The organism is Gordonia sp. BP-119 (assembly GCF_016924115.1).
GTDB lineage: Bacteria > Actinomycetota > Actinomycetes > Mycobacteriales > Mycobacteriaceae > Gordonia > Gordonia hongkongensis.
This window is the reverse complement of record NZ_JAFFZF010000003.1, coordinates 129,502-150,695: the sequence shown is the minus strand read 5'-3', so window position 1 is coordinate 150,695 and position 21,194 is coordinate 129,502. Positions and strand designations below refer to the sequence as shown.

Annotated in this window: 16 protein-coding genes; 3 read left to right on the top strand and 13 right to left on the bottom strand. The window is 67.2% G+C overall.

What is annotated here, in order from left to right; genetic code table 11:
- The first annotated feature begins 3 nt into the window (after nt 1-3).
- The gene (gene treY / locus JW364_RS03295) at nt 4-2,355 is read left to right on the top strand and encodes a malto-oligosyltrehalose synthase (protein WP_055476560.1); all 2,352 of its coding nucleotides are present in this window, start codon (nt 4-6) and stop codon (nt 2,353-2,355) included.
- An 81-nt stretch (nt 2,356-2,436) separates the two neighbouring features.
- Here treY and JW364_RS03290 read toward each other — a convergent pair whose 3' ends face one another.
- From JW364_RS03290 to JW364_RS03250, 9 genes are read right to left on the bottom strand one after another with little or no spacing between them, the layout of a single operon-like run.
- Nucleotides 2,437-3,339, bottom strand: coding sequence for a hypothetical protein (locus tag JW364_RS03290; RefSeq protein ID WP_055476559.1), 903 nt, complete (start codon nt 3,337-3,339; stop codon nt 2,437-2,439).
- 59 nt (nt 3,340-3,398) lie between these two features.
- Nucleotides 3,399-4,571, bottom strand: a complete 1,173-nt coding sequence (locus JW364_RS03285; RefSeq protein ID WP_055476558.1) for an MlaD family protein — start codon at nt 4,569-4,571, stop codon at nt 3,399-3,401.
- Entirely contained in the window at nt 4,568-5,716 is a 1,149-nt protein-coding gene (locus tag JW364_RS03280; protein WP_084817311.1) for an MlaD family protein, read from the bottom strand. The genes JW364_RS03285 and JW364_RS03280 overlap by 4 nt, the downstream gene beginning before the upstream one ends.
- Before the next feature lie 11 nt (nt 5,717-5,727).
- Nucleotides 5,728-6,828: an MCE family protein gene (locus JW364_RS03275; RefSeq protein WP_055476556.1), complete on the bottom strand. Its 1,101-nt coding sequence runs from the start codon at nt 6,826-6,828 to the stop codon at nt 5,728-5,730.
- A gap of 41 nt (nt 6,829-6,869) precedes the next feature.
- Nucleotides 6,870-7,859 carry an MCE family protein gene (locus tag JW364_RS03270; RefSeq protein WP_055476590.1) on the bottom strand — a complete coding sequence of 330 codons (990 nt, stop codon included), beginning with the start codon at nt 7,857-7,859 and terminating at the stop codon, nt 6,870-6,872.
- A complete protein-coding gene (locus JW364_RS03265) occupies nt 7,856-8,890 on the bottom strand; it encodes an MCE family protein (protein WP_055476555.1) in 1,035 nt (344 codons plus the stop codon). Before JW364_RS03265 ends, JW364_RS03270 begins: the two co-directional genes overlap by 4 nt.
- Nucleotides 8,887-10,224 (bottom strand): MlaD family protein, encoded by a 1,338-nt coding sequence (locus JW364_RS03260; RefSeq protein ID WP_055476554.1) that lies wholly within the window; start codon nt 10,222-10,224, stop codon nt 8,887-8,889. Before JW364_RS03260 ends, JW364_RS03265 begins: the two co-directional genes overlap by 4 nt.
- 10 nt (nt 10,225-10,234) lie before the next feature.
- Nucleotides 10,235-11,101, bottom strand: a complete 867-nt coding sequence (locus JW364_RS03255) for an ABC transporter permease (RefSeq protein WP_055476553.1) — start codon at nt 11,099-11,101, stop codon at nt 10,235-10,237.
- 1 nt (nt 11,102) lies between these two features.
- A complete protein-coding gene (locus JW364_RS03250) occupies nt 11,103-11,960 on the bottom strand; it encodes an ABC transporter permease (RefSeq protein WP_055476552.1) in 858 nt (285 codons plus the stop codon).
- Between the two features lie 339 nt (nt 11,961-12,299).
- On the opposite strand from JW364_RS03250, the gene treZ reads away from it, so the two are divergent.
- The gene (gene treZ, locus JW364_RS03245; protein ID WP_275892288.1) at nt 12,300-14,063 is read left to right on the top strand and encodes a malto-oligosyltrehalose trehalohydrolase; all 1,764 of its coding nucleotides are present in this window, start codon (nt 12,300-12,302) and stop codon (nt 14,061-14,063) included.
- A gap of 45 nt (nt 14,064-14,108) precedes the next feature.
- Here treZ and JW364_RS03240 read toward each other — a convergent pair whose 3' ends face one another.
- Nucleotides 14,109-14,435, bottom strand: coding sequence for a hypothetical protein (locus tag JW364_RS03240; RefSeq protein WP_205333004.1), 327 nt, complete (start codon nt 14,433-14,435; stop codon nt 14,109-14,111).
- 147 nt (nt 14,436-14,582) lie between these two features.
- On the bottom strand, nt 14,583-15,959 hold the full coding sequence (gene ilvA / locus JW364_RS03235) for a threonine ammonia-lyase IlvA (protein WP_205333005.1): 1,377 nt from the start codon (nt 15,957-15,959) through the stop codon (nt 14,583-14,585).
- Nucleotides 15,960-16,192: 233 nt separating this feature from the next.
- Between ilvA and JW364_RS03230 the strand changes: the two genes are divergently transcribed.
- Nucleotides 16,193-17,179, top strand: a complete 987-nt coding sequence (locus JW364_RS03230) for an SMP-30/gluconolactonase/LRE family protein (protein WP_205333006.1) — start codon at nt 16,193-16,195, stop codon at nt 17,177-17,179.
- Here the strand turns inward: JW364_RS03230 and JW364_RS03225 are convergent.
- Nucleotides 17,122-17,391 carry a hypothetical protein gene (locus JW364_RS03225; RefSeq protein ID WP_055476140.1) on the bottom strand — a complete coding sequence of 90 codons (270 nt, stop codon included), beginning with the start codon at nt 17,389-17,391 and terminating at the stop codon, nt 17,122-17,124. The two genes, JW364_RS03230 and JW364_RS03225, sit on opposite strands and share 58 nt — an antisense overlap.
- A 141-nt stretch (nt 17,392-17,532) precedes the next feature.
- Nucleotides 17,533-21,075 carry a DNA polymerase III subunit alpha gene (dnaE, locus tag JW364_RS03220; protein ID WP_055476139.1) on the bottom strand — a complete coding sequence of 1,181 codons (3,543 nt, stop codon included), beginning with the start codon at nt 21,073-21,075 and terminating at the stop codon, nt 17,533-17,535.
- Nucleotides 21,076-21,194: the final 119 nt, after the last annotated feature.

Here is a 21,194-nt window from a genome sequence, read left to right as displayed (position 1 = left end):
CCTATGGGCAATCGTCCGACCCCGCGCGCAACGTACCGGCTCCAACTATATGGCGACTTCGGATTCGCCGATGCCGCAGCACATCTCGACCACCTCGCCGAGTTGGGGATCAGCCACGTCTACCTCTCCCCGATCGGCACGGCGTCGGCCGGGTCGACGCACGGCTACGACTGGTTGCCGCCGCCGGCGGTCTCCGCCGTGCTGGGCGGGATCGACGGGCTGCGGGAACTGCGTTCCGCCGCCGCCGAACGCGGTCTGGGTCTGATCATCGACATCGTCCCGAACCACACCGGGGTAGCCGATGCACTCGCCAACCCGTGGTTCGCCGACCTGCTCCGTCACGGGCCCGCATCGGACTACGCACACTATTTCGACGCCGACTTCAGCGACGACAACGGTGCCGACGGGAAGCTGGCCCTGCCGATCGTCGCCGCCGATGGGGACCTGAGCCCACTCGAGATCGACGAGCACGGGAATCTGCGGTACTACGATCACGCGTTCCCGATCGCCCCCGGCACCGCGGGAGACATTCGGCCCGCTCGCTCCGCTCCCGGCGCCGGCGGCACACCGCAAGAGGTCCACTCCCGCCAGCACTATCGGCTCGTGCCGTGGGACAGCGGCCTCATCGGCTACCGGCGCTTCTTCACGGTCAACGAACTCGCCGGTCTGCGCCAGGAGGACCCGGAGGTCTACGACGCGACGCACCAGTGGCTGCGTGAGCTACTCGACGCCGACCTCATCGATGGTGTGCGCGTGGATCATCCGGACGGTCTGTGGGACCCCCAGGATTATCTGCGCCGGCTGCGCGCGGACGTCGGGGACGATCGTCTCCTGTACATCGAGAAGATCCTGGCGCCGGACGAGCCCCTCGAACCGACCCTGCCGGTCGAGGGCACCACCGGGTACGACCACATGCGCGTGATCGATGCCGTGTTCGTGGCGCCGGCCGGCGTCGCCCAGCTCACCGAGCTACACGAACGGATCACCGGCGAGAGCGGTGACGCGCGGTGGGTGGAGGCCGCCGAGCACGATCGCAAACTCCGCACCGTGCGGGAGTCGTTCCCTGCGGAGCTCAGACGTCTCGTACGCGCCGTCACCGCGCGCGTCGAGGGATCACCGGCCTCGGATCCGGACGTGATCGCCACCGCCTGCGCCGAACTGATCGCCGCGCTCGGGGTCTACCGGGCGGACTACCCGTCGTTGCGTCCACGTCTGCTCGCCGTCGCCACCGGGATCGCCGAGGCGAAGCCCGAACTGCGTGCCGCGATCGACCTCATCGTGCGGGAGACGGCGGTGCCCGGCGAGGCGACATCGAGGCTGGCGCAGACCTGCGGGGCGGTGACCGCGAAGAGCGTCGAGGACAGTTTGTTCTACCGGACGGCCCGGCTCGTCTCCGCCCAGGAGGTCGGTGGCGATCCCGCGAATCCCGTCATGTCGCTGGCCGATTTCCACGAGCACAACGCCGAGCGCGCCGCGCGGTGGCCGCTGGCCATGACGGCCACGTCGACGCACGACACCAAACGCGGTGAGGACGTGCGCGCGCGGATCGCGGTGCTCGCCCAGATCCCCGACCGCTGGTCCCAGCTCGTCGACAAGGTCTGGCGCGAGACCGACGTGCCGGATGACCTGACCGGCTATTTCCTCCTGCAGAACATCGTCGGGGTCTGGCCCACCGGCGCCCCGGTCACCGACGAGTTGCGGGGCCGGTTGATCGAGTACGCCCGTAAGGCGACTCGCGAGGCCGGTCTGCGCACCACGTGGACCGAGGTGAACGAGGAGTTCGAGACCGCAGTCGAGACCTGGATCGGCCAGGTCACCAGCGGGGACGTCGCATCCTCGGTCGCCGAACTCGTCGACCGCATCGGACCGGCCTGGGAGCAGGAAGCGCTGGCGCGCAAGGCGATCGCGATCCTCGGGCCCGGGGTCCCCGACATCTACCAGGGCACCGAGTGGTGGGAGGACTCCCTCGTCGATCCCGACAATCGACGACCGGTCGACTTCGGCCGGTCGACCGAGCACCCGAAGACCCGACTCGTCCAGGAAGCTCTCCGTGCCCGGGCCGCGCATCCCGATGCGTTCGGCGTTGCGGCCACCTATGAACGGCTGACCGCCGACGGGCCCGCCGCCGACCACACCATCGCGTTCGTGCGCGGCACCGGCGAGGCCCCCTCGGTCGTCGTGGTGACCGCCCGGTTCACCCACAGCCTCGACCACGATGCCGCGGCCGCGACGTCGGTCACCCTGCCCCCGGGGTTCCGGTGGCGCGACGACCGAACAGGGTCGGTGTACGAGGGATCGGTCGACCTCGCCTCGGCCCGCGGCCAACACCCCGTGGCGATACTCGTCCGAACGTGACGTCCACCCACCACTGATAGACGAGCGCGCCCCCGAATCGGTGGCGCGCTCGTCCATTGCCGGTGAGTGTGTCCGCCCGGATCAGCCGCCCGGCGCGGGCGCGGGCTGCGGTGCCGGCGACGGCTGGGGTGCCGGTGCACCTGCGGCGCCGGGCAGCGACTGCGACGGATCGATCTGACCGCTGGGGCTCCCCGGCGGACCGTCGACCTCGGACACCAGCCACTTGCCGTCTTCCTTGCTGAGGTCCAAGCGGAAGACCATCAGGCTGGTACCGCCGCTGGGCAACTTGACGCTGCGGCCGGTCACCTCCGCCATCACCACGGTCTTGGCGGTGTCGGCATCGACGGTCTCGACAGCGACCACGCTGATCGTCGAGGACACCTCGATGTTCAGGGACTCCACATTGGCCTCGGTGTCGGCCCGTTCCTGCTCGAGGCGGTTGCGCAACTCCCCCGTCGACAGCGGACCCAGCAGTTCCTTCGAGTTGCCCGCGTTGTCGGCATTGAGCGTCGTCACGAGCTTCGTGACGAAGTCGGCCGAAGCCGCCTTGGAATCGGCGAACGCGTCGGCCTCCCGCTGCAGGTCGTAGGCGCGCCAGCCGAAGAACGCCACCAGCGCGATGAGCGCGACCGCGACGATGGCGACGAGAACCTTCTTGATCCCGCCGCCGGTGACCGTGAACAAGATCTCGCGGCGATCCGAACCCGCCTTCGATGATGCTGCCGGCGACGGGTCACCCGCGGCACCGGAGGCGTCGGCACCGTCGGTCTCGGACGTGCTCGCCACCGTGCCGGTTCCGCTCCGTCGAGCCGACTTCCCCCGCGGCGTCGCCGCGGTCCCGGCGTCGTTCGTGTCCTCCGCGCTCGTCGCCCCATCGGTGTGATCGGCTGCGACAGCCCCGCTCTCGGGCGGCGTGCTGTCGGCCTTCTCGTCCGTTGGATTCATGTCGGGATCAGTACGATCTGGGTCATTCCGGTCAGTCATCTACAGGTCACACAACTTGTCTGTCGTCGTCGAGTGGCCGTCAGTCGTCGAGCGGCCCATCACTTGTCGAGCGGAACGGTACGGGCGTTCGGGTCGTAACCCGGCGGCGGTCCCGCGGTGTCGTCGCCCGGTGGCCGTGGCGCATTGGCCGAGCCACGGATCTGCTGACGCGGATCCTCGGTCACACAGTACAGATTGGTCGGGATGGTCAGCTCGAGGATCTGCGTCGGCCGCCGCGGCGTCACCGGGTAGTTGCAGCTCGGACGCGGGTACACCGACCCGAAGATCCACAACGCACCGTCGTGGAACATGGTGAGGCTCTTGACACTGGCATCGCGGATCGCGGGGAACAGCGTCGCGAGCGCCGGCGCACGCAACGCACCCTGCTCGGCGATGTCGACGAACTGCTTCGTCACATCGGTGATCGGATCCGTCAACTGGTTGATCGACCCGGCCAGGCTCGTGAACTGCGAGGGACCCCGGTCGAGGAGCTCGCGGAGTTCCTTGTCGGAGGCAGCCGCCGAGTTGACCAGCGAACTCAATCCCGCCACCGTCGTGCCGAGGTCGGGCTGGATCTGTGCCGTGGTCTTGAAGATGGTCCCCGCGTTCTGGATGAACTTGGTGGTCTCCGGCAGCGCGGTGTACAGCTTCGCGAAGATCGTGCCACCGGAGTCGAAGATGACCGACAGGTCGTTCGTGCCGTCCTCGTCGTAGAGGGCGATCTTCAGATTGTCCACGGCGGAACGGAGTTTCGCCGGATCGATCTGGTTGATCAGTTCCAGCGAGGACTCGAGCAGCTGCGAGAACGGCACGGTGACCTCGGTCTGGTCGGCCCGGATGACGTCCCCGTCCTCCAGGTAGGGACCGTCGGAGGTGTCCGGCTGGAAGTCGACGTACTGCTCTCCCGCAGCCGACAGACCCAGTGCCGCAACAGTGGTGTCGCGGTTGATCTTGTACCGGTCCTCGACCGTGACGACGACCTCCACCGAATCCGGTTGCACCCGAACGGTGTCGACGTCGCCGATGCGCGCGCCGCGCAGTGTGACCCCGGACGTCTCCTGCAGACCGCCGGAGATCGGGAACTGGATGGTGAGCTTGTACTTGTCGGCGAACGGCTGCCACCGCAGGATGCCCAGGGCGAGATAGCTGAGTCCGACGACCATGACCAGTACCAGGGCGATGTTGCCCACAAGTACCGAATTCCGGCGTAGGACACCGAATATGCCGCTCATCCGCAACACCCCCTCGTCCCCGTGATCCGCGCCAGCAGACGGGTCAGTGTCTGCTGCAACGCCGCCGAACCCTCGTCCACGTCCTGGATCTCGGGCAGTCTGCTCGCCGAGTCGAAGCCGACACCCGGGCTGAGCCAGTAGACCTTCGCCGACACCAACGCCGCGCTACCCGGTGTGGACTTGACCCACTTCGGTGTGAGCTCGTGCAGGTTGTCGGCCAGCGATCCGAGCGGGCCGGCAGCCTGCCGGAGGCCGGCCAGCACCGTCGACAGATGGCCCAGCATCTCGACCAGGTTGTCCTGATCGCTGTCGAGGAAGTCGTTGGTGGCCGTTGTGACCTGCTGGGTCTTGTCCAGCGTGGTCAGGATCGTGGCGATCTGCCCGTTCAGCGACTCGAGCGCCGGACCCAGTTTGTTGATCGACGCCATGATCTGCGCACGCCCGTCGGCGAGCTGTCCGCTGAGCACCCGCGTGGCGGCCAGCGACCGATCGACCGCCGCCGAACTCTGGTTCAGCTTCCGGATACCGGTGGTCAGGCCCCGGATCGCGCCGTTGAGATCCGACGGGTTCGTCGCGACCGCGCTGCTCAGCTCGGTGAGGATGATCGTCAACGAGTTCAGCGAACCGCTGTCCACGACCCCGCTCATGCTGATCAGCAGATCCTCGACCGTCGCCGCGGCCGACGTCGGACCGGTGAGCGTGTCCCCGTCCACCATCAGACCGTCGCGCGCCTCGATCGGCGGCAGCAGGGCGACGAAGACGTCGCCCAGCGGTGTGGCCTGGCGGAGTTCGGCGCCGGTCCCGACCGGGAGCTTGGTCTTCTTGCTGACCTGCATGGTCACCACGGCGGTGTAGTCCTTGGCGACGAGGTCGGTGACCTGTCCGACATCGGTTCCGTTCAGCTTCACCTTCGCCTTCGCCGGCAGGTTGAGCGCGTTGGCGAAGTTCGCGGTGATCGTGATCGAGTCACCGATGCCGCCCGGTGCGGGCAGCGGGATCTGCTCCACCGTGAGACTCGGGAGGAGTCCGCAACCGGTGAGCCCCATGAGCGCCGCTAGCAGCACCGCCATGACCCCGCCTCGGCGGACCCGGCCGGGGGATCGCACAGGGCGCCCGGGACCGTCCGAACGGTTCAGCGAATCCATTGTCGCCGTTCTCATTTCGTCAGCTCCAGCATCGCCGAGTAGATACCGAGGTCGGGACCGAAGTCCTTGAGCTTGCCCGTTCGGCAACCGTCCTTCTGCAGGTTGATCGCCTCACAGAACTCGGCGAGGAGTTCGTTGTCGAGGAGCGTCTTGTCGAGCAGCAGCTGCGCGCGCCACGCTCCCTGTTCGGCCGAGATCGAGTTGCTCAGGTTCTGGAAGAGCAGCGGGCCGACGTCGACCGTCTCGACGACCTGCCGCGAGTAGTCCCCGAGATTGGCGGTCAGCGCGGCGAGCCGGTCGAACGACACCGACATGGTGTTGGTGTTGTTCTGCAGGAACACGGTGGTGTTCTGCAGCGTCTGATTCAGGTTGGCCAGGGTGGCGAGCAGACCGGGCGCCTGGTCTCCCAGCAGCTGCGACACCTGGTTGACCGACTCGGAGAACGCCGTCATCTTCGGATAGTTCTGCACCAGGGTGGTGGTCAGACCCTCGATGGTCTCGAGGATGTCGACGAGGGCATCGCTGTTGCCCGCCACCACATCGGACGCCCCGCCGAGTTCGTCGAGCGCCGCCCGGATCTCCTCGCCGTTGCCGGTGGCGATGCCGGAGGTGATGTCGATCATCTCCGCGAGCGGGCCGGGTCCTTCTCCCTCACCCTTGAGTGCCACCACCAGACCGTCGATGGCGTCGAACAGTTCGCCGACCGACACCGGGGCCTTCGTCTCCTTCAGGACCGACCCGTCCTCGAGCTTCGGCCCGCCGTCGTAGGCGGGTGACAGCTCGACGTGGCGGGTGGTGACGATCGAGGTGTTGACGATCGCCGCCGTGGCGTCGGCCGGGACGGGGACGTCGCTGTCGATCGTCATGGTCACCTTGACGCGCTCGCCCTGCGGTTCCACCGCGGTGACCTGACCGACCGGCATGCCGAGGACCGCGACGTCGTTGCTCACGTAGAGCCCGGCGACGTTGTCGAAGTAGGCGGTCACCTCGATGGCCTGGCCGACCGCCGCCTTCCAGCTCCCCGGGATCATCGAACAGCCGGAGAGCCCGAGGATGCCGAGCAGCGCGACCCCGACCAGCAGGATCGGGCGGCGGAGTCCGTGGGCGTGCATCGTCGTACCTGCCGTCGTGTCCGGGCTCATCGTTTCCGCGCTCAGCATCCGTCCACCACCCGGGCCAGGCACAGCCAGTTGTCGGGGAAGATGCCCCACGGCAGATAGCCGTTCGCGTAGGGCCCGTCGCCGATGACGTTGTTGGTCAGGCGCGCGGTGACCGGGAGGATCTCCAGCAACTTGCGGAGGTTGTTGCGGTTTTTCTCCAGGCCCTGGGTGATCGTGTTCAGGTTCGCCATGATGGGCGCGAACTGGTTGGCGTTCTCGCCGGCCACCGCGGTCGCCTGCTCGGTGAGTTCGGCGATGCCGTCGAGCATCCGGGTGACCAGCTCTTCACGCGCGACGATCTTCTGGGTCAGGTCGCGTCCCTGACCCACGATCACGGCGAGCTGGGCCTGATTGTCGTTGACGATGTTGGTGATCGTCTTGGTGTCGGCGATCAATTGGTTGATCTGGTCCTTGCGATTGGTGATGACCTTCGACATCTGGGTGAGCGCCTCGAAGGTCGGCTCGGTGATCGCCGGCACGCCGGCGAGTTGCCGGTTGAGGGTGCGGATGCTCTCGGAGAGCGTCCGGTCGTCGATCCCGGTCAGGATCGGCGCGCCCGCCTCGATGGTGCGCTGGAGATCGTAGGGCACGGCGGTCTTCGCGATGTGTCCGTCGGGTGCATCCTCCGGCGAATCCCCCAGCGACACATCGATGTAGCGCTGACCCAGCAACGTCGACATCTTGATCTCGGCAGAACCGTTGGACGTCACCCGGACGTCGCTGTCGACCTTCATGGTGATGGCCACGTGCTGTCCGGCGAGTTCGGTGTCGGTGACCTCACCGACGTCGATACCGGCGACGCGGACCTTGTCCCCCGGCCGGATACCGCCGGCCTGGGCGAAGTCGCCGGTGAGGGTCTTCTTGCCCAGATGCGCGGTCGCGAGAGCGGTCACGCCGAGCAACAGGGCGACGATGACCACGGCGCCGATCACGCCGAACCACACGCGCCGGTTGTCACGGAAACTCCTGCGGAACCAGCTCATCGGCACACCACCGAGTGATTCGTGCCGCCGATCTTGTTGAAGATCCCGGGCGGTAGCAGGACGTCGCCGATCGCGACGTCGAGATCACATGCATAGATGTTCACGTAAGCGCCCTCACCGAGCACGAGCGGGAAATGACCGAGGAAGATCGGCGCGTCGACCGCCATCCGATCGAGTTTGGCGCCATTGCTGATCAGCGTGTTGGTCGCGATCCGGCCGTCCGTGGCGGCCTCGGCCAGACTCTGTCGGCTCTCACTCAGCACGTCGGCGAATCCGCTTGCGGTGCGCCCGATGTCGGTCACCGCACTGCCGAACGCCGCCGAGTTCGAGTTGAGGTTGGCGATCAGCGCCGACATCGACTCGATGACGGTGCCCAGCTGGCCGCCCTGGCGCGACAGGTCGCGCATGACCGCGCTCAGGTTGTTGATGATCGCGCCGAGCACGACGTCCCGGTTGGCCGTGTCCTCCGCGAGGCGGCCGACCTCGGCGACCGTGTAGCTCAAGGACACCGAATTGCCCTGGAACGCCTGGATCAAGCCCTCGGACAGGGCGTTGACCTGTTCCGGGGTGAGGGTCTCGAAGACCGGCTGGAACCCGGCGAGCAATGTGGTGACGTCGAAGGAGTCCTCGGAGGGGAGCTCGAGCGTCGACCCCGGATCGAGGGGCCGACTCTCCCGGTCCGGGACCAGCGTCAGGTTCAGATATCGCTGCCCGATGAGGTTCTGGTAGCGGATCGCCCCCCGCGTGTTGGTGTAGACCTGCTGGTTGTCCTGCACCTCGAAGGTGACCCGGGCACGGCCGTCGGCGAGTTCGATCTGGTCCACACGACCGACGCGGACACCGGCCATGCGGACGTCGTCGCCCGTGGCGAGACCCGAGGCATCACCGAAGTAGGTCGTGTAGCTGTTGGTGGTCCCCGGCACCGAGCGCTCCAACGTCGAGAAGATCACGTAGGTGACCAGCAACGCGGCGATCCCGAAGATGGTGAAACCGATCAGCGGTTTGCGGATCGATTCCGAAGCCGCGCTCATCGGCCTCCTCCTTGACCTTCGCCGCCCCGGCCCGCCTCGGCGGCGTTGCGCACCTCGAGCGTCTGGACCAGCGGTCCCAGCATGATCGTGTCCGCTGCCGACGGGGTACGGCGCAGGACGGTGCCGAGCGTCTTGTTGTCGGCATCGGTGGTGACGTTGCCGACCGGCTTGTTCCGGCGCATCCCGTCGGAGGGATAGATCGCCAGCGGACCAGACATCGTCGGTCCCGTGCCGGTGCCGGGCCCCACGCAGCCCGGGCCGCGCAGGGTGCCGTACGGACCGCCGTCGTACACCGGGCAGTTCTGCCGGGTGTAGCGCTGGAAGGCGCCGAAGCTGACACCGATGTTTTGCTGCACGTGGCCGTTGGTGCCGGTGAACACCGTCAGCACCCGGGCGGCCAGGTTGTTCAGCGCGATCACGCCCTGCGGCAACGAGTTCGGCTCGAGGACGAGCGCTCCCAGCATCCGGTTCAGATCGGTCACCAGACGCTGACCGCTGTTGCCATTGCGCGCGAACAGCAACTGGGTCTGGTCGAGCAGGCCCTGACTCGCGGTCAGCACCGCGGTCAGGTCACGCTGCTTCTCCGCGATGGTGATCGCCGGGATCACGCTGCGGCCCAAGGTGTCGAGCAGTTGCGGCGCCGATTGCGCGAGGCCGGTGAGCGCGGCGTCGAAGTTGTCGAAGCCCGGGGGCGCGCCCGGCGGGAACTGGGCGTTGATCGAGTCGAAGTAGTTCCGCAGCACGGGGACGAACGACCCGAACACCGAGCCGCCGCCCTTGAGCGCGTCGGCGATGACGCCGAGCACCTGCGCCAGTTCCTCCGGCGGCACCGCGTCGAGGATCTGCTTCAGCTCGTTCTGGGCGTCCTGCAGCTTGATCGTCTCGAGCGAGTCGTCGGCCGGGATCACGTCGCCGGCGGACAGCCGGTCGGCACCCACCTCGGCGGGCTGCACCAGCTCGACGGAGTTGACGCCGAACAGGTTCGACGGAACCGTACGCGCGGTCACCGAGGCGGGAATGCCCTCGGCCTGCGCCGGCTCGATGTCGATGGCGACGTTCTTGATCAACCGGGAAGCGTCGGCCTGTGCGGAATCCTCGACGCTGATCGACTTGACCGTGCCGACGATCAGCCCGTTGTACCGGACGTCGGCACCGGTGGACAGCCCGTCGCCGACATCGACGAGTTCGGCCGTGACAGGCACCGTCTTGCTGAACGTGCCCTGGTACCGCATGAACAGCAGCACGAAGATCACCAGCAGGACGAGCAGGAAGGCGACTCCGCGCAGCACGTATTGCAGCAGCGAGGGATTGCGCCCGTCGGTCGCGATGTTCACGGTCTCCCCCTCATCCCGAGATCTTGATCCCGGGCGACGTGCCCCAGAACACGAGTGTCATGACCAGGTTCGCGAAGACGATGACGATGATCGCGAGTCGGATGGCATGTCCGGCAGCAACTCCCACTCCTTCGGGACCACCTGAGGCGAAGTAGCCGTAGTAGCACTGGATGAACGTCGTCAGCAGGACGAAGACGATCACCTTGAAGAACGAGAACAACATGTCCCACGAGACGAGGAACTGGTTGAAGTAGTACAGATACGTGCCCTCGCCCTGACCGCTCTGCAGCATGAACATGAACTGGCAGGCGAGGTAGTTGGCGGCCAGCGACACCGAGTAGAGCGGGATGATCGCCAGGACGGCCGCGCACATCCGGGTGGTGACGAGATACGGCAGCGGCCGGATCGCGATCGCCTCGAGGGCGTCGATCTCCTCGGCGATGCGCATCGAGCCCAACTGTGCGGTGAACCGGCAACCCGACTGGGCGGTGAACGCGGTCGCGGCGAGCAGCGGTGCGATCTCGCGGGTCGTCGCGAACGCGGACAGCCCGCCGGTCACCGGCGACATGCCGAGCAGGTTGAGGGCGGTGTAGCCCTCGATGCCCACGGTCGCGCCGCCCATGATGCCGAGGATCACCATGACGCCCACGGTGCCGCCACCCACCACGATGGCGCCGTTGCCCCACGCCACGTCGGCGAGCAGGCGCCACACCTCTTTGCTGTAGTGACGGAACGCCAGTGGCACCGCGGCGATCGAGCGGACCAGGAAGGTGATCAGGTGGCCCATCGCGGCGAGCGCATCGCGCGGACCGCGGTACACCGCCTTGGCGGCCTCGAGCGGCCGCAGGGCCGGAGGAACATACCGTGACGCGGTCATCTCACACCACCCTCGACGGGAACAGGATCGCGAACAGCTGCGTGAGGATCACGTTCACCGTGAACAGCAACAGGACCGAGTTGACGACAGCGGCGTTCACCGAGTCGGCCACACCCGCGGGCCCGCCCTTCGTCGAGAGGCCGCGATCGCAGGCGACGATGGCCACGATCGCGCCGAATATGACGGCTTTGGCCAACGCGAACATGAGGTCGGCGGTGGTGGCGAAGGACGCGAAGGTGCCGGTGTAGCTACCCGGTGTGCCGCCCTGGAAGTAGACGTTGAAGACGTAGCCGGTGATGAACCCGACGAAGCAGACGAAGCCGCAGAGCAGGAAGCTGACGACCATCGTCGCGAGGAGTCGCGGCGAGATCAGACGCTCGATGGGGTTGACGCCCATGACGCGCATCGCGTCGATCTCGTCGCGGATGGTGCGGGATCCGAGGTCCGCGGCGATCGCCGAGCCGACGGCGCCCGCGAGGAGCAGCGACGTCACCAGCGGTGCACCCTGCCGGATCACACCGAGACCCGTCGCCGCGCCGGAGAACGACGTGGCACCGACCTGACCGGCGATGTTGGACACCTGGATCGACACGATGACGCCGATCGGGATGGCGACCAGGAGGGTCGGGAAGACCGAGGTGCTGGCCATGAAGGCGCACTGACGGATGAACTCCCCGAACGGGAACCGTCGCTTGAAGAGATCGACGAAGAGGGTCCGGAACACCTCGACGAACATGCCGAGCTGGCGACCGAATGTGTCGAACGAGGCGACGACATGGCCGTCCACCCACGACCGCACCGCCCCCGGCCTCTTGCGACCCACCTCCTCGTCGTCCGAGGTGACTGCGTTAGTGCTCAATCCCTGCCCTTGCGTCTCGGCTTACCCGTTCACCGGCCGTCAGGTCGCGATGGCGCGTGTCGACCTCGACGCGCGTTCTCGTTCCCGCAGACCCGCTTCGCGTGCCCCCGTGGGCATGAGCGCCGCGGGTAAGATACCCCATTCCCCTCGTCCGAATGTGTTCGGCCTCACACTAGCGCCCGACTGCACCTGTCCGAGGTCCGACATACCTTGCATGATGTGACGAATCCCCCGACCGCTGCCGCTGTTGCCCAGAGCACGATAACTTGGTCGGACGACCAGCGGGAACAAAACCTACCACTTCGTTCCAATGTGGAGCCCTTCCGATCACCGCGATCACTGGGCGAACTCCGGGTCTGGGCACCGAATGCGCAGGTCGTAGAGCTGGTGATCGGGTCGTCCGCGCAGGACCCGGCCGCGGACCGGATCACCATGACGGCAGGCGCCGGCGGGTGGTGGCAGGTGGACACCGCACCGGGAACCGAACCCGTCGAGGAACTGCGCTACGGATTCTCGATCGACGGCGGACCGGTGCGTCCTGATCCGCGGGCCGTGCGCCTGCCGGACGGGGTGCACGAACTGTCGGCATTGTTCACCGTCGACGACGCCGGATGGACCGACGCAGACTGGACCGGTCGCGACATCCGGGGAGCGGTGGTCTATGAGCTCCATCTCGGCACCTTCACCCCGGAGGGCACGCTCGACTCCGCCATCGGCCGGCTCGACCATCTCGTCGACCTGGGGGTCGACTTCGTCGAGCTGATGCCGGTCAACGCGTTCAACGGGGTTCACAACTGGGGCTACGACGGCGTCGGCTGGTACGCGGTGCAGGAGACCTACGGCGGACCGGCGGCGCTGGCCCGGTTCGTCGACGCCTGTCACGCCCGGGGACTCGGTGTCGTCCTCGACGTCGTCTACAACCATCTGGGTCCGTCCGGCAACTACCTACCCGACTTCGGGCCCTACCTCTCCGAGGGCGTCACATCCTGGGGATCGTCGGTCAATCTGTCCGATCCGGACTCCGACGAGGTCCGTGCGTTCATCGCCGGTACGGCCCTGCGGTGGTTCACCGAGTTCCATGTCGATGCCCTGCGCCTCGACGCGGTACACGCGCTGGCCGACCACCGCGCCGTGCACATACTGGAAGAACTCGCCGCCGCCACCGACGATCTCGCCGTCGAACTCGGGCGACCGCTGTCGCTGATCGCCGAGAGCGACCTCAACGATCCCCGCATGATCTCCCCGCGCAGCGTCAACGGACTCGGGCTCACCGCGCAGTGGGACGACGACATCCACCACGCGATCCACACGCTGGTGTCGGGCGAACGGCAGGGCTACTACCGCGACTTCGGGAGCTACGGCTGCCTGGAGAAGGTTCTCACCGGCGGGTTCTTCCACGACGGCACCTATTCGTCGTTCCGGAAACGCCGTCACGGACGACCGATCCCGACCGACCGGCTGCCCGCGTCGGCCCTCCTCGCCTACACCTGCAACCACGATCAGATCGGCAATCGGGCGATCGGCGACCGCCCGAGCGCCTACCTCGACGGCGGACAGCTGGCGATCAAGGCGGCGCTGGTCCTGCTGTCCCCGTTCACCCCGATGCTGTTCATGGGTGAGGAGTGGGCGGCCGCGACACCGTTCCAGTTCTTCACCTCCCACCCGGAGCCCGAACTGGGCCGAGCCACCGCGGAGGGGCGCAAATCGGAATTCGCCGAACACGGCTGGGACAGCGACGACGTGCCCGATCCGCAGGACCCGGCGACGTTCGAGCGGTCGAAGCTGGACTGGACCGAACTCGACGATCCCGCACACGCGCGTGTGCTCGACTTCTATCGAACTCTCATCGCCTTGCGGAAAGCCGAAGCCGCGCTGTCCGATCCGGCCTTCTCGTCGGTGTCCGTCGACTTCGACGAGGCGGCCGGATGGTTCGCGATGCATCGCGGTGACTGGTCGGTGGTCTGCGTTCCCGGCGCCGCACCGGTGACCGTCCCGATCTCGCTCGACGTCGAATTGGCCTGGCAGTCACCGAGTTCCGAGGGCTCCGAGCTCGCCTCGCCGGGTCACAACGTGATCGTCGGCCGCCGTGGTGACGGCTCATAGCCCGAAGTCGCGTGTACCGCGGCTTCGGGCCATGAAGTCAAGTGGTCAGATGGCGTCGCCGCCGTCGATGCTGCCGAAGTCGCCGACCTCGACGTTGCCTTCGTCGTCGACCGCGGTGTCGAAGGTGCCGTCGCCGTCGGTGTCGGCGACGGCGATGTCGGTGAGGCCGTCGGCGTCGGTGTCGGCTTCGATGATGTCGATCTCGCCGTCGGCATTGGTGTCGTAGGCGATGGAGTCGGCCTGGCCGTCGCCGTCGGTGTCGAGGATGGCGTCGGTGGTACCGTCACCGTCGACGTCGGTGAGTGCGGCGTCGACGGCTCCGTCGCCGTCGGTGTCGATGAGAACGGCGTCGGCGGGGATCTCGGTGCTCATGGGGTTGTCCTTCCAAGTGACGAGGCGCTGTGGTGGTGCAGTGCCTCTGGGCGGTTCATGTACTTGGAGGCGGCACCGGACGCGAATGTTCCCGTGGTCTGGTGAGTCATCCGAATGGTCGACGCCGGCGTTTCGCGGCCCCGGCTCTCAGGTCAGGTAGGCGTACGCCGGACTACCCGGTTCGAGCCGCTCGCAGTGGAGTCTGGAATGGGCCATCCGGTCCATCAGATCGCCGAGCCCGTCGCGGTGTCCCAGCTCGACGCCGACGAGCGCGGCGCCGGTCTCCCGGTTGTTGCGTTTGACGTACTCGAACAGCGTGATGTCGTCGTCGGGTCCGAGAACCTCGTCGAGGAAACGCCGCAGTGCACCCGGCTCCTGCGGGAAGTCGACCAGGAAGTAGTGCTTGAGTCCCCGGTGCACCAGCGAGCGCTCGATGATCTCGCCGTACCGGGACACGTCGTTGTTGCCGCCGGAGACCAGGCACACCACGGTGGAGTCCGCGGGCAGCTGCAGTTTGTCGAGGATCGCGACGGCGAGAGCACCCGCGGGTTCGGCGATGATTCCCTCGTTCTGGTAGAGCTCGAGCATCGCCGAGCAGATGGCGCCTTCATCGACGTGGGTTATATGCGCGGTTCCCGGCACGGGCGCGTGACGCTCGTCGAGTACCACGCGTGCGGCCGGGACGTCGGTGATGCTCGCCAGCACCGGGTGATCGGTCACTGTCGCGCCCATCTCCGACAGCACCCGGTGCCCGATGGTCCCGATGCGCTTCACCGCCGCCCCGTCCACGAACGGGTCGATCTCGGCGAGGGTCACCGGTCCCCCGTTGACGAGGGCAGCGCTCAGCGACACCGCGCCGGTCGGTTCGACACCGACGATCGTGACGTCCTCGGACAGGCCGCGGAAATAGGTGGCCATCCCGGCCAGGCATCCCCCGCCGCCGACCGGCGCGACCACGACGTCGGGAACACGACCCAGCTGTTCGACGATCTCGTGCGCGATGGTCCCCTGACCGGCCGCGGTCCGCGGGTCGTCGAATGCATGAATCCACGCGGACCCGGTACGCATCACGTCGTCCTGAGCAGCGGCCGCGGCGGCGTCGTAGGTGTCGCCGACCGCCTTGAGTTCGACGAAGTCACCACCGTGCCAACGGATTCGATCGCGTTTCTGCTTGGGCGTGGTGGTCGGGACATAGATGCGTCCGGGCACCTGCATGCTCCGGCATGCGAACGCGACCCCCTGGGCGTGGTTGCCGGCGCTGGCCGCGACGACACCACGCGACAGCTCCTCGGCCGACAGCTGCGCCATCACGTTGTAGGCGCCGCGCAGTTTGTAGGAACGGACGGCCTGGAGGTCCTCGCGCTTCAGGAAGATCTCGGCCCCGGTGTCGGCGGACAGCCGCGGGCAGATCTCGAGCGGGGTACGCGCCACCGCGTCGGCGATACGGATCGACGCGGCTTCGATCGCGTCTACCGACAACGCCTGTTGATGGACCGGGACGTGGTGCGTACTCACGACAGCCATGTTCTCACTGTCTGCCGGTGATCCGATGTCGCGGGTTCCGACGCCCGTCCGCGACCGCGTCGTGGGTGGTGGCATCGCGGCGCCGGATGAATCGGCATCGCGGCACATTCGCGCACCCGATGGCGTAACACTGGACGGGTGCGTTTGACAGCGAGCCGGACGGGAATCTTCCCGACAACCGTCTCGCCCAGCCATCACCGACGGCGACCAGCCTCACCGACCAGGGAGCAGCCATGACAGCTCGTCGAACCTTCCCACCCCGCACGCGACGCCTGTCACGACTGGCCGCGCTCGGAGCGGCCGCCGCCCTGGCGGTCGGGCTCGGCGCCGCCGTGGACCCCGCCCCGGCCGCGGCCGCCCCCGTGTGCGCGGGTGCCGGGCAGCCGGCGCGACTCGTCGGGTCGGTGCCCGGCGCGGCGCTCGAGGGCCTGACCGTCGACGCCGCCGGACGCCTCTACACCACCGACCTGATCACCGGTCGCGTGTATCGCCTGGCCGGACCGGGCGCACCTGCGGTTCCGATCGCACGCGTGCCGGGCGGGAGCGGAGCGGGTGCGCTGGCGTGGACCCCCGGCGGCACCCTGCTGGTCGGATACGGCGCCGACCCGCGCGTCTTCGTGGGCGACGCGCTGCGACACGCATCCATCGCCCGGCTCGACATCAACACCCGCGCCCTGCGGGCCTGGGTGACGGGACTTTCGGCGGCCAACGGGATGGACGTGTCGGCGCGCGGAAATGTGTACGCCACCAACGACTTCGGCAATCTCATCGGTCGGGTGAGCCCCACCGGCGCCGTGCAGGCCGCCTGGGGAGCGCTGCCGAGCGCGAACGGAGCAGTTCTCGGACGCGGCGACGGGTGGCTGTACGTGTCGAGGACCTTCGTGAACCCGGGCGTCAGCCGGATCTCCACCGCGAATCCGCGTGTCGTGCAGAACCTGCTCACCGTGGGTGCGCCATCGACGCCGGACGGACTGACCCTCGATTCACGCGACCGACCTGTGGTGCCGTTCAACGCGACGGGTGAGATCGTGCGCGTGACGGCGCCCGGAAGCTACTGCGTGCTCGCGACGGGCCTACCGACCTCGAGCATCGTGTCCTACGGACGAGGCGACCGCGGATTCTCGGCCGGACGTCTCTTCCGCGCCGGATTCGACGGACGGATCTACGAGATCCCCGGCGGGTTCGATGCCGGCGCGACGGCCGCCGTCCCCGGCAGGTAGCGCTCGCCCCACCACACCGCGAGCAGCGTCAGTCCGCTCGCCCAGGCGGTGACCGCGAGTGAGCCGAGAAGAACGAGGCTGACCAGTGCCACCACGACCGCGGCGGCGACGGCGTGTGCCTTGTGGACCGGCCATTGCGCACCCAGGACATCGACGGTGCGGGGCTGCCGCGATGCCGGACGACCGGGGTCGACGTCGATCAGAGTCGCCATGTCGGATCACTCCCTCGCTGGCCGGGTGCGCTGGACGTGCCGTCGAGTGTAGCGCAGAACGAACGAGAATGTTCGGCGACCCGAATCCTGAGTCACGGCCGGGTGAAGTCGGTCGAGCAGGCGACCCTCACTTCAGCCGCGTCAACTCAGACAGCTGGGCCCCAGGAGGGCTTTGAGGTCGCCCATGAGGGCCGAACTCGGGGCCACACGCAACGACTCGGTCAGTTTCAGCTGGGTCTGCCGCTTGTCGCTGACGAGCGTCACGTGCACGTCGGCCATGCCGGGATGCCGGGTCAGCACCTGCTTGAGCGCCGCCACGCGGTCGGGGGTGCAGAGTCGCGCCGACAGTGTCAGTGCCACCGGTTTGGTCGCCCCCGCGGTTTCCAGATCCGGCACCGCCAGATCGTTCGCGCTGATCATCATGCTGTCGTCGCGCAGGTTGACGCGCGCCTTGATCAGGACGATGTTGTCGGCGACGATGTCCATCCCGTACGCGACATAGGCCCGCGGGAAGAAATACACCTCGACTCCACCGACCATGTCCTCGAGGGTCACCGCGGCCCACGGCTCGCCCTTCTTGTTCACCCGCCGGGTCACCGACGAGATGATGCCGCCGATGGTGATCTGGGCGCCGTCGGCGACGTTGCCCTCGAGGAGCGTCGAGATCGAGGTGTCGGTGTGCGCGGCGATCGCGTGCTCGACGCCGCTGAGCGGATGGCCGGACACGTACAGCCCCAGCATCTCCCGCTCGATGGCGAGCTTGTGCTTGGTGTCCCATTCCTCTTCGGGCACCTTGACCGCGAACACCTCGGCCATCGAGTCGTCGGCACCGCCGGCGTCGCCGAAGAGGTCGAACTGTCCGATCGCCTCGGCCTTCTTGGTTCCGATGACCGATTCGACGGCCTCCCCGTGAACGAGGAACAGACCCTTGCGCGGGTGTCCGAGTGAGTCGAAGGCGCCCGCCTTGATCAGCGACTCGGTCACCTTCTTGCTGCAGGCGGTGACGTCGATCTTGCCGAGGTAGTCGGAGAAGTTGGTGAACTTCCCCTTCTCCTCGCGCGCCGAGATGATCGAACCGACGACGCCGGAGCCGACGTTGCGGATCGCGGCGAGACCGAATCGGATGTCCTTGCCGACCGCGGCGAAGTTCCGCTGCGACTCGTTGACATCGGGCGGCAGCACGGTGATCCCGAGCTTGCGACAGTCGGCCAGGTAGATCGCGGCCTTGTCCTTGTCGTCACCGACCGAGGTCAGGAGGCCGGCCATGTACTCGGCGGGATAGTTCGCCTTGAGATACGCGGTCCAGAAGGACACCAGCCCGTAGCCGGCGGCGTGCGACTTGTTGAACGCGTAGCCGGCGAACGGCAGGACGGTGTCCCACAGCGCGGTGATCGCGGCCTGGGAGAAACCGTTGTTGCGCATGCCCTCCGCGAAGCCGTCGTAGGCCTCGTCGAGGATCTCCTTCTTCTTCTTGCCCATCGCGCGACGCAACAGGTCGGCCTGTCCGAGCGAGTACCCGGCGACCTTCTGCGCGATCTGCATGATCTGCTCTTGGTAGACGATGAGACCGTAGGTCTCCGACAGGATCTCCTTGAGCGGCTCCTCCAGCTCGGGATGGATCGGCCGGATCTCCTGCAGACCGTTCTTGCGCTTGGCGTAGTCGGTGTGGGCGTTCACACCCATCGGGCCGGGACGGTACAGCGCGAGCACGGCGACGATGTCCTCGAACCCGGTGGGCTGCATCATCTTCAGGAGTTCGCGCATGGCGGCGCCGTCGAGCTGGAACACCCCGAGGGTGTCACCACGGGCGAGCAGTTCGTAGGTCTTCTCGTCTTCGAGCGGCAGCGAGTCGAGGTCGAGATCGATTCCCCGGTTGAGCTTGATGTTCTCCAGGGCGTCGCCGATGACGGTGAGGTTGCGCAGACCCAGGAAGTCCATCTTCAGCAGGCCGATCGCCTCACACGACGGGTAGTCCCAGCCGGTGATGATGGCGCCGTCCTGCGCGCGCTTCCACACCGGGATCGCGTCGGTCAGCGGCTCCGAGGACATGATCACCGCACACGCGTGCACACCGGCGTTGCGGATCAGACCCTCCAGTCCGATCGCGGTGTCGTAGATCTTCTTGACGTCCGGATCGGTCTCGATGAGCGTGCGGACCTCGGCGGCCTCGTTGTAGCGCTCGTGTTCGGGGTTGGTGATACCCCAGACCGGAATGTCCTTGGCCATGATCGGCGGCGGCAGCGCCTTGGTGATGCGGTCGGCGATCGCGAATCCCGGCTGACCGAACTGGACGCGCGCCGAGTCCTTGATCGCGGCCTTCGTCTTGATGGTGCCGAACGTGATGACCTGGGCCACCTTGTCGCTGCCCCACCGGTCGGTCGCGTACCGCACCATCTCGCCTCGACGACGGTCGTCGAAGTCGATGTCGATGTCGGGCATCGACACCCGCTCGGGGTTGAGGAACCGCTCGAAGAGCAGGCCGTGCGGGATCGGGTCGATGTTCGTGATGCCCAGCGCCCAGGCCACGAGCGAACCGGCCGCCGAGCCACGGCCCGGGCCGACCCGGATGCCGACCTCGAGAGCGTGGCGGATGAGGTCGCCGACGACGAGGAAGTAGGCCGGGAACCCCATCTGGATGATGACGTCGAGTTCGTAGTTGGCGCGCTGCAGGTATTCCTCGGGCACCTCGGTGCCGGCGAAACGGCGCTCCGCGAGTCCCTTCGCGACCTCCTTGCGCAGGAACGTCTGCTGCGTCTCGCCGTCGGGGACCGGGAAGACCGGCATCCGGTCGCGGTGGGTGAAGACCTCTTTGTAGGACTCGACGCGCTCGCCGATCTCCAGGGTGTTGTCACACGCCCCGGGGACGATCGAGTCCCACTGCTCGCGCATCTCGGCCGCGGACTTCAGGTAGTAACCGTCGCCGTCGAACTTGAACCGGGTCGGATCGGAGAGGGTCTTGCCGGTCTGCACGCACAGCAGCGCCTCGTGCGCCGCGGCGTGCTCCTTGGTCACGTAGTGGCAGTCGTTCGTGACGATCGGCTTGATGCCCAGCTTGCGACCGATCTCGAGCAGACCGTCGCGCACACGCCGCTCGATCTCGAGCCCGTGCTCCATGAGTTCGAGGTAGAAGTTGTCCTTGCCGAAGATCTCCTGCCACTTCGCCGCGGCCTCGAGCGCCTCGCGGTCGTGGCCGAGCCGGAGCCGGGTCTGCACCTCACCGGACGGGCATCCCGTCGTCGCGATGATCCCCTCGGCATGCTCGGCGATCAGGTCCACATCCATCCGCGACCACTTGCCGAGCTGCCCCTCGATCGACGCGAGGGACGACAGCTTGAACAGGTTGCGCAGCCCGGTCGCGTTCTCGGCGACCATCGTCATATGGGTGTAGGCACCCGAGCCGGAGACGTCGTCGCTCTTCTGATCGCGGGTTCCCCACTGGATTCGTTTGGTGTCGAATCGCGAGCCGGGGGCGATGTAGGCCTCGATGCCGATGATCGGCTTGATGTCGTTCTTGACCGCCGTGTTGTAGAACTCACTGGCGCCGAACATGTTTCCGTGGTCGGTCATGCCGATCGCGGTCATCCCCAGACGTTTGGCCTCGGCGAACAACGGGGACACCTTCGCCGCACCGTCGAGCATGGAGTACTCGGTGTGGTTGTGCAGGTGTACAAACGAGTCCGTCACGGCGCCTCTTCTGTCGAGATCAGTCGGTAGATGTCGGGTCAGTCGTCAGATGTCGGTTCGGTCGGCGGTCATCGGCACCCGGGAGAGTGCGCCCGACGGCGGTCGGGCGGGTCCGAGTC

What these genes read in the sequence shown, in the direction of transcription:
- JW364_RS03270 (WP_055476590.1), bottom strand. Translation starts at nt 7,859, where the DNA reads ATGAGCTGGTTCCGCAGGAGTTTCCGTGACAACCGGCGCGTGTGGTTC.
- JW364_RS03285 (WP_055476558.1), bottom strand. Translation starts at nt 4,571, where the DNA reads ATGAGCGGCATATTCGGTGTCCTACGCCGGAATTCGGTACTTGTGGGC.
- JW364_RS03280 (WP_084817311.1), bottom strand. Translation starts at nt 5,716, where the DNA reads ATGGATTCGCTGAACCGTTCGGACGGTCCCGGGCGCCCTGTGCGATCC.
- JW364_RS03290 (WP_055476559.1), bottom strand. Translation starts at nt 3,339, where the DNA reads ATGACTGACCGGAATGACCCAGATCGTACTGATCCCGACATGAATCCA.
- ilvA (WP_205333005.1), bottom strand. Translation starts at nt 15,959, where the DNA reads ATGGCTGTCGTGAGTACGCACCACGTCCCGGTCCATCAACAGGCGTTG.
- JW364_RS03225 (WP_055476140.1), bottom strand. Translation starts at nt 17,391, where the DNA reads ATGGCGACTCTGATCGACGTCGACCCCGGTCGTCCGGCATCGCGGCAG.
- treY (WP_055476560.1), top strand. Translation starts at nt 4, where the DNA reads ATGGGCAATCGTCCGACCCCGCGCGCAACGTACCGGCTCCAACTATAT.
- JW364_RS03240 (WP_205333004.1), bottom strand. Translation starts at nt 14,435, where the DNA reads ATGAGCACCGAGATCCCCGCCGACGCCGTTCTCATCGACACCGACGGC.
- JW364_RS03275 (WP_055476556.1), bottom strand. Translation starts at nt 6,828, where the DNA reads ATGCACGCCCACGGACTCCGCCGCCCGATCCTGCTGGTCGGGGTCGCG.
- JW364_RS03255 (WP_055476553.1), bottom strand. Translation starts at nt 11,101, where the DNA reads ATGACCGCGTCACGGTATGTTCCTCCGGCCCTGCGGCCGCTCGAGGCC.
- JW364_RS03265 (WP_055476555.1), bottom strand. Translation starts at nt 8,890, where the DNA reads ATGAGCGCGGCTTCGGAATCGATCCGCAAACCGCTGATCGGTTTCACC.
- JW364_RS03230 (WP_205333006.1), top strand. Translation starts at nt 16,193, where the DNA reads ATGACAGCTCGTCGAACCTTCCCACCCCGCACGCGACGCCTGTCACGA.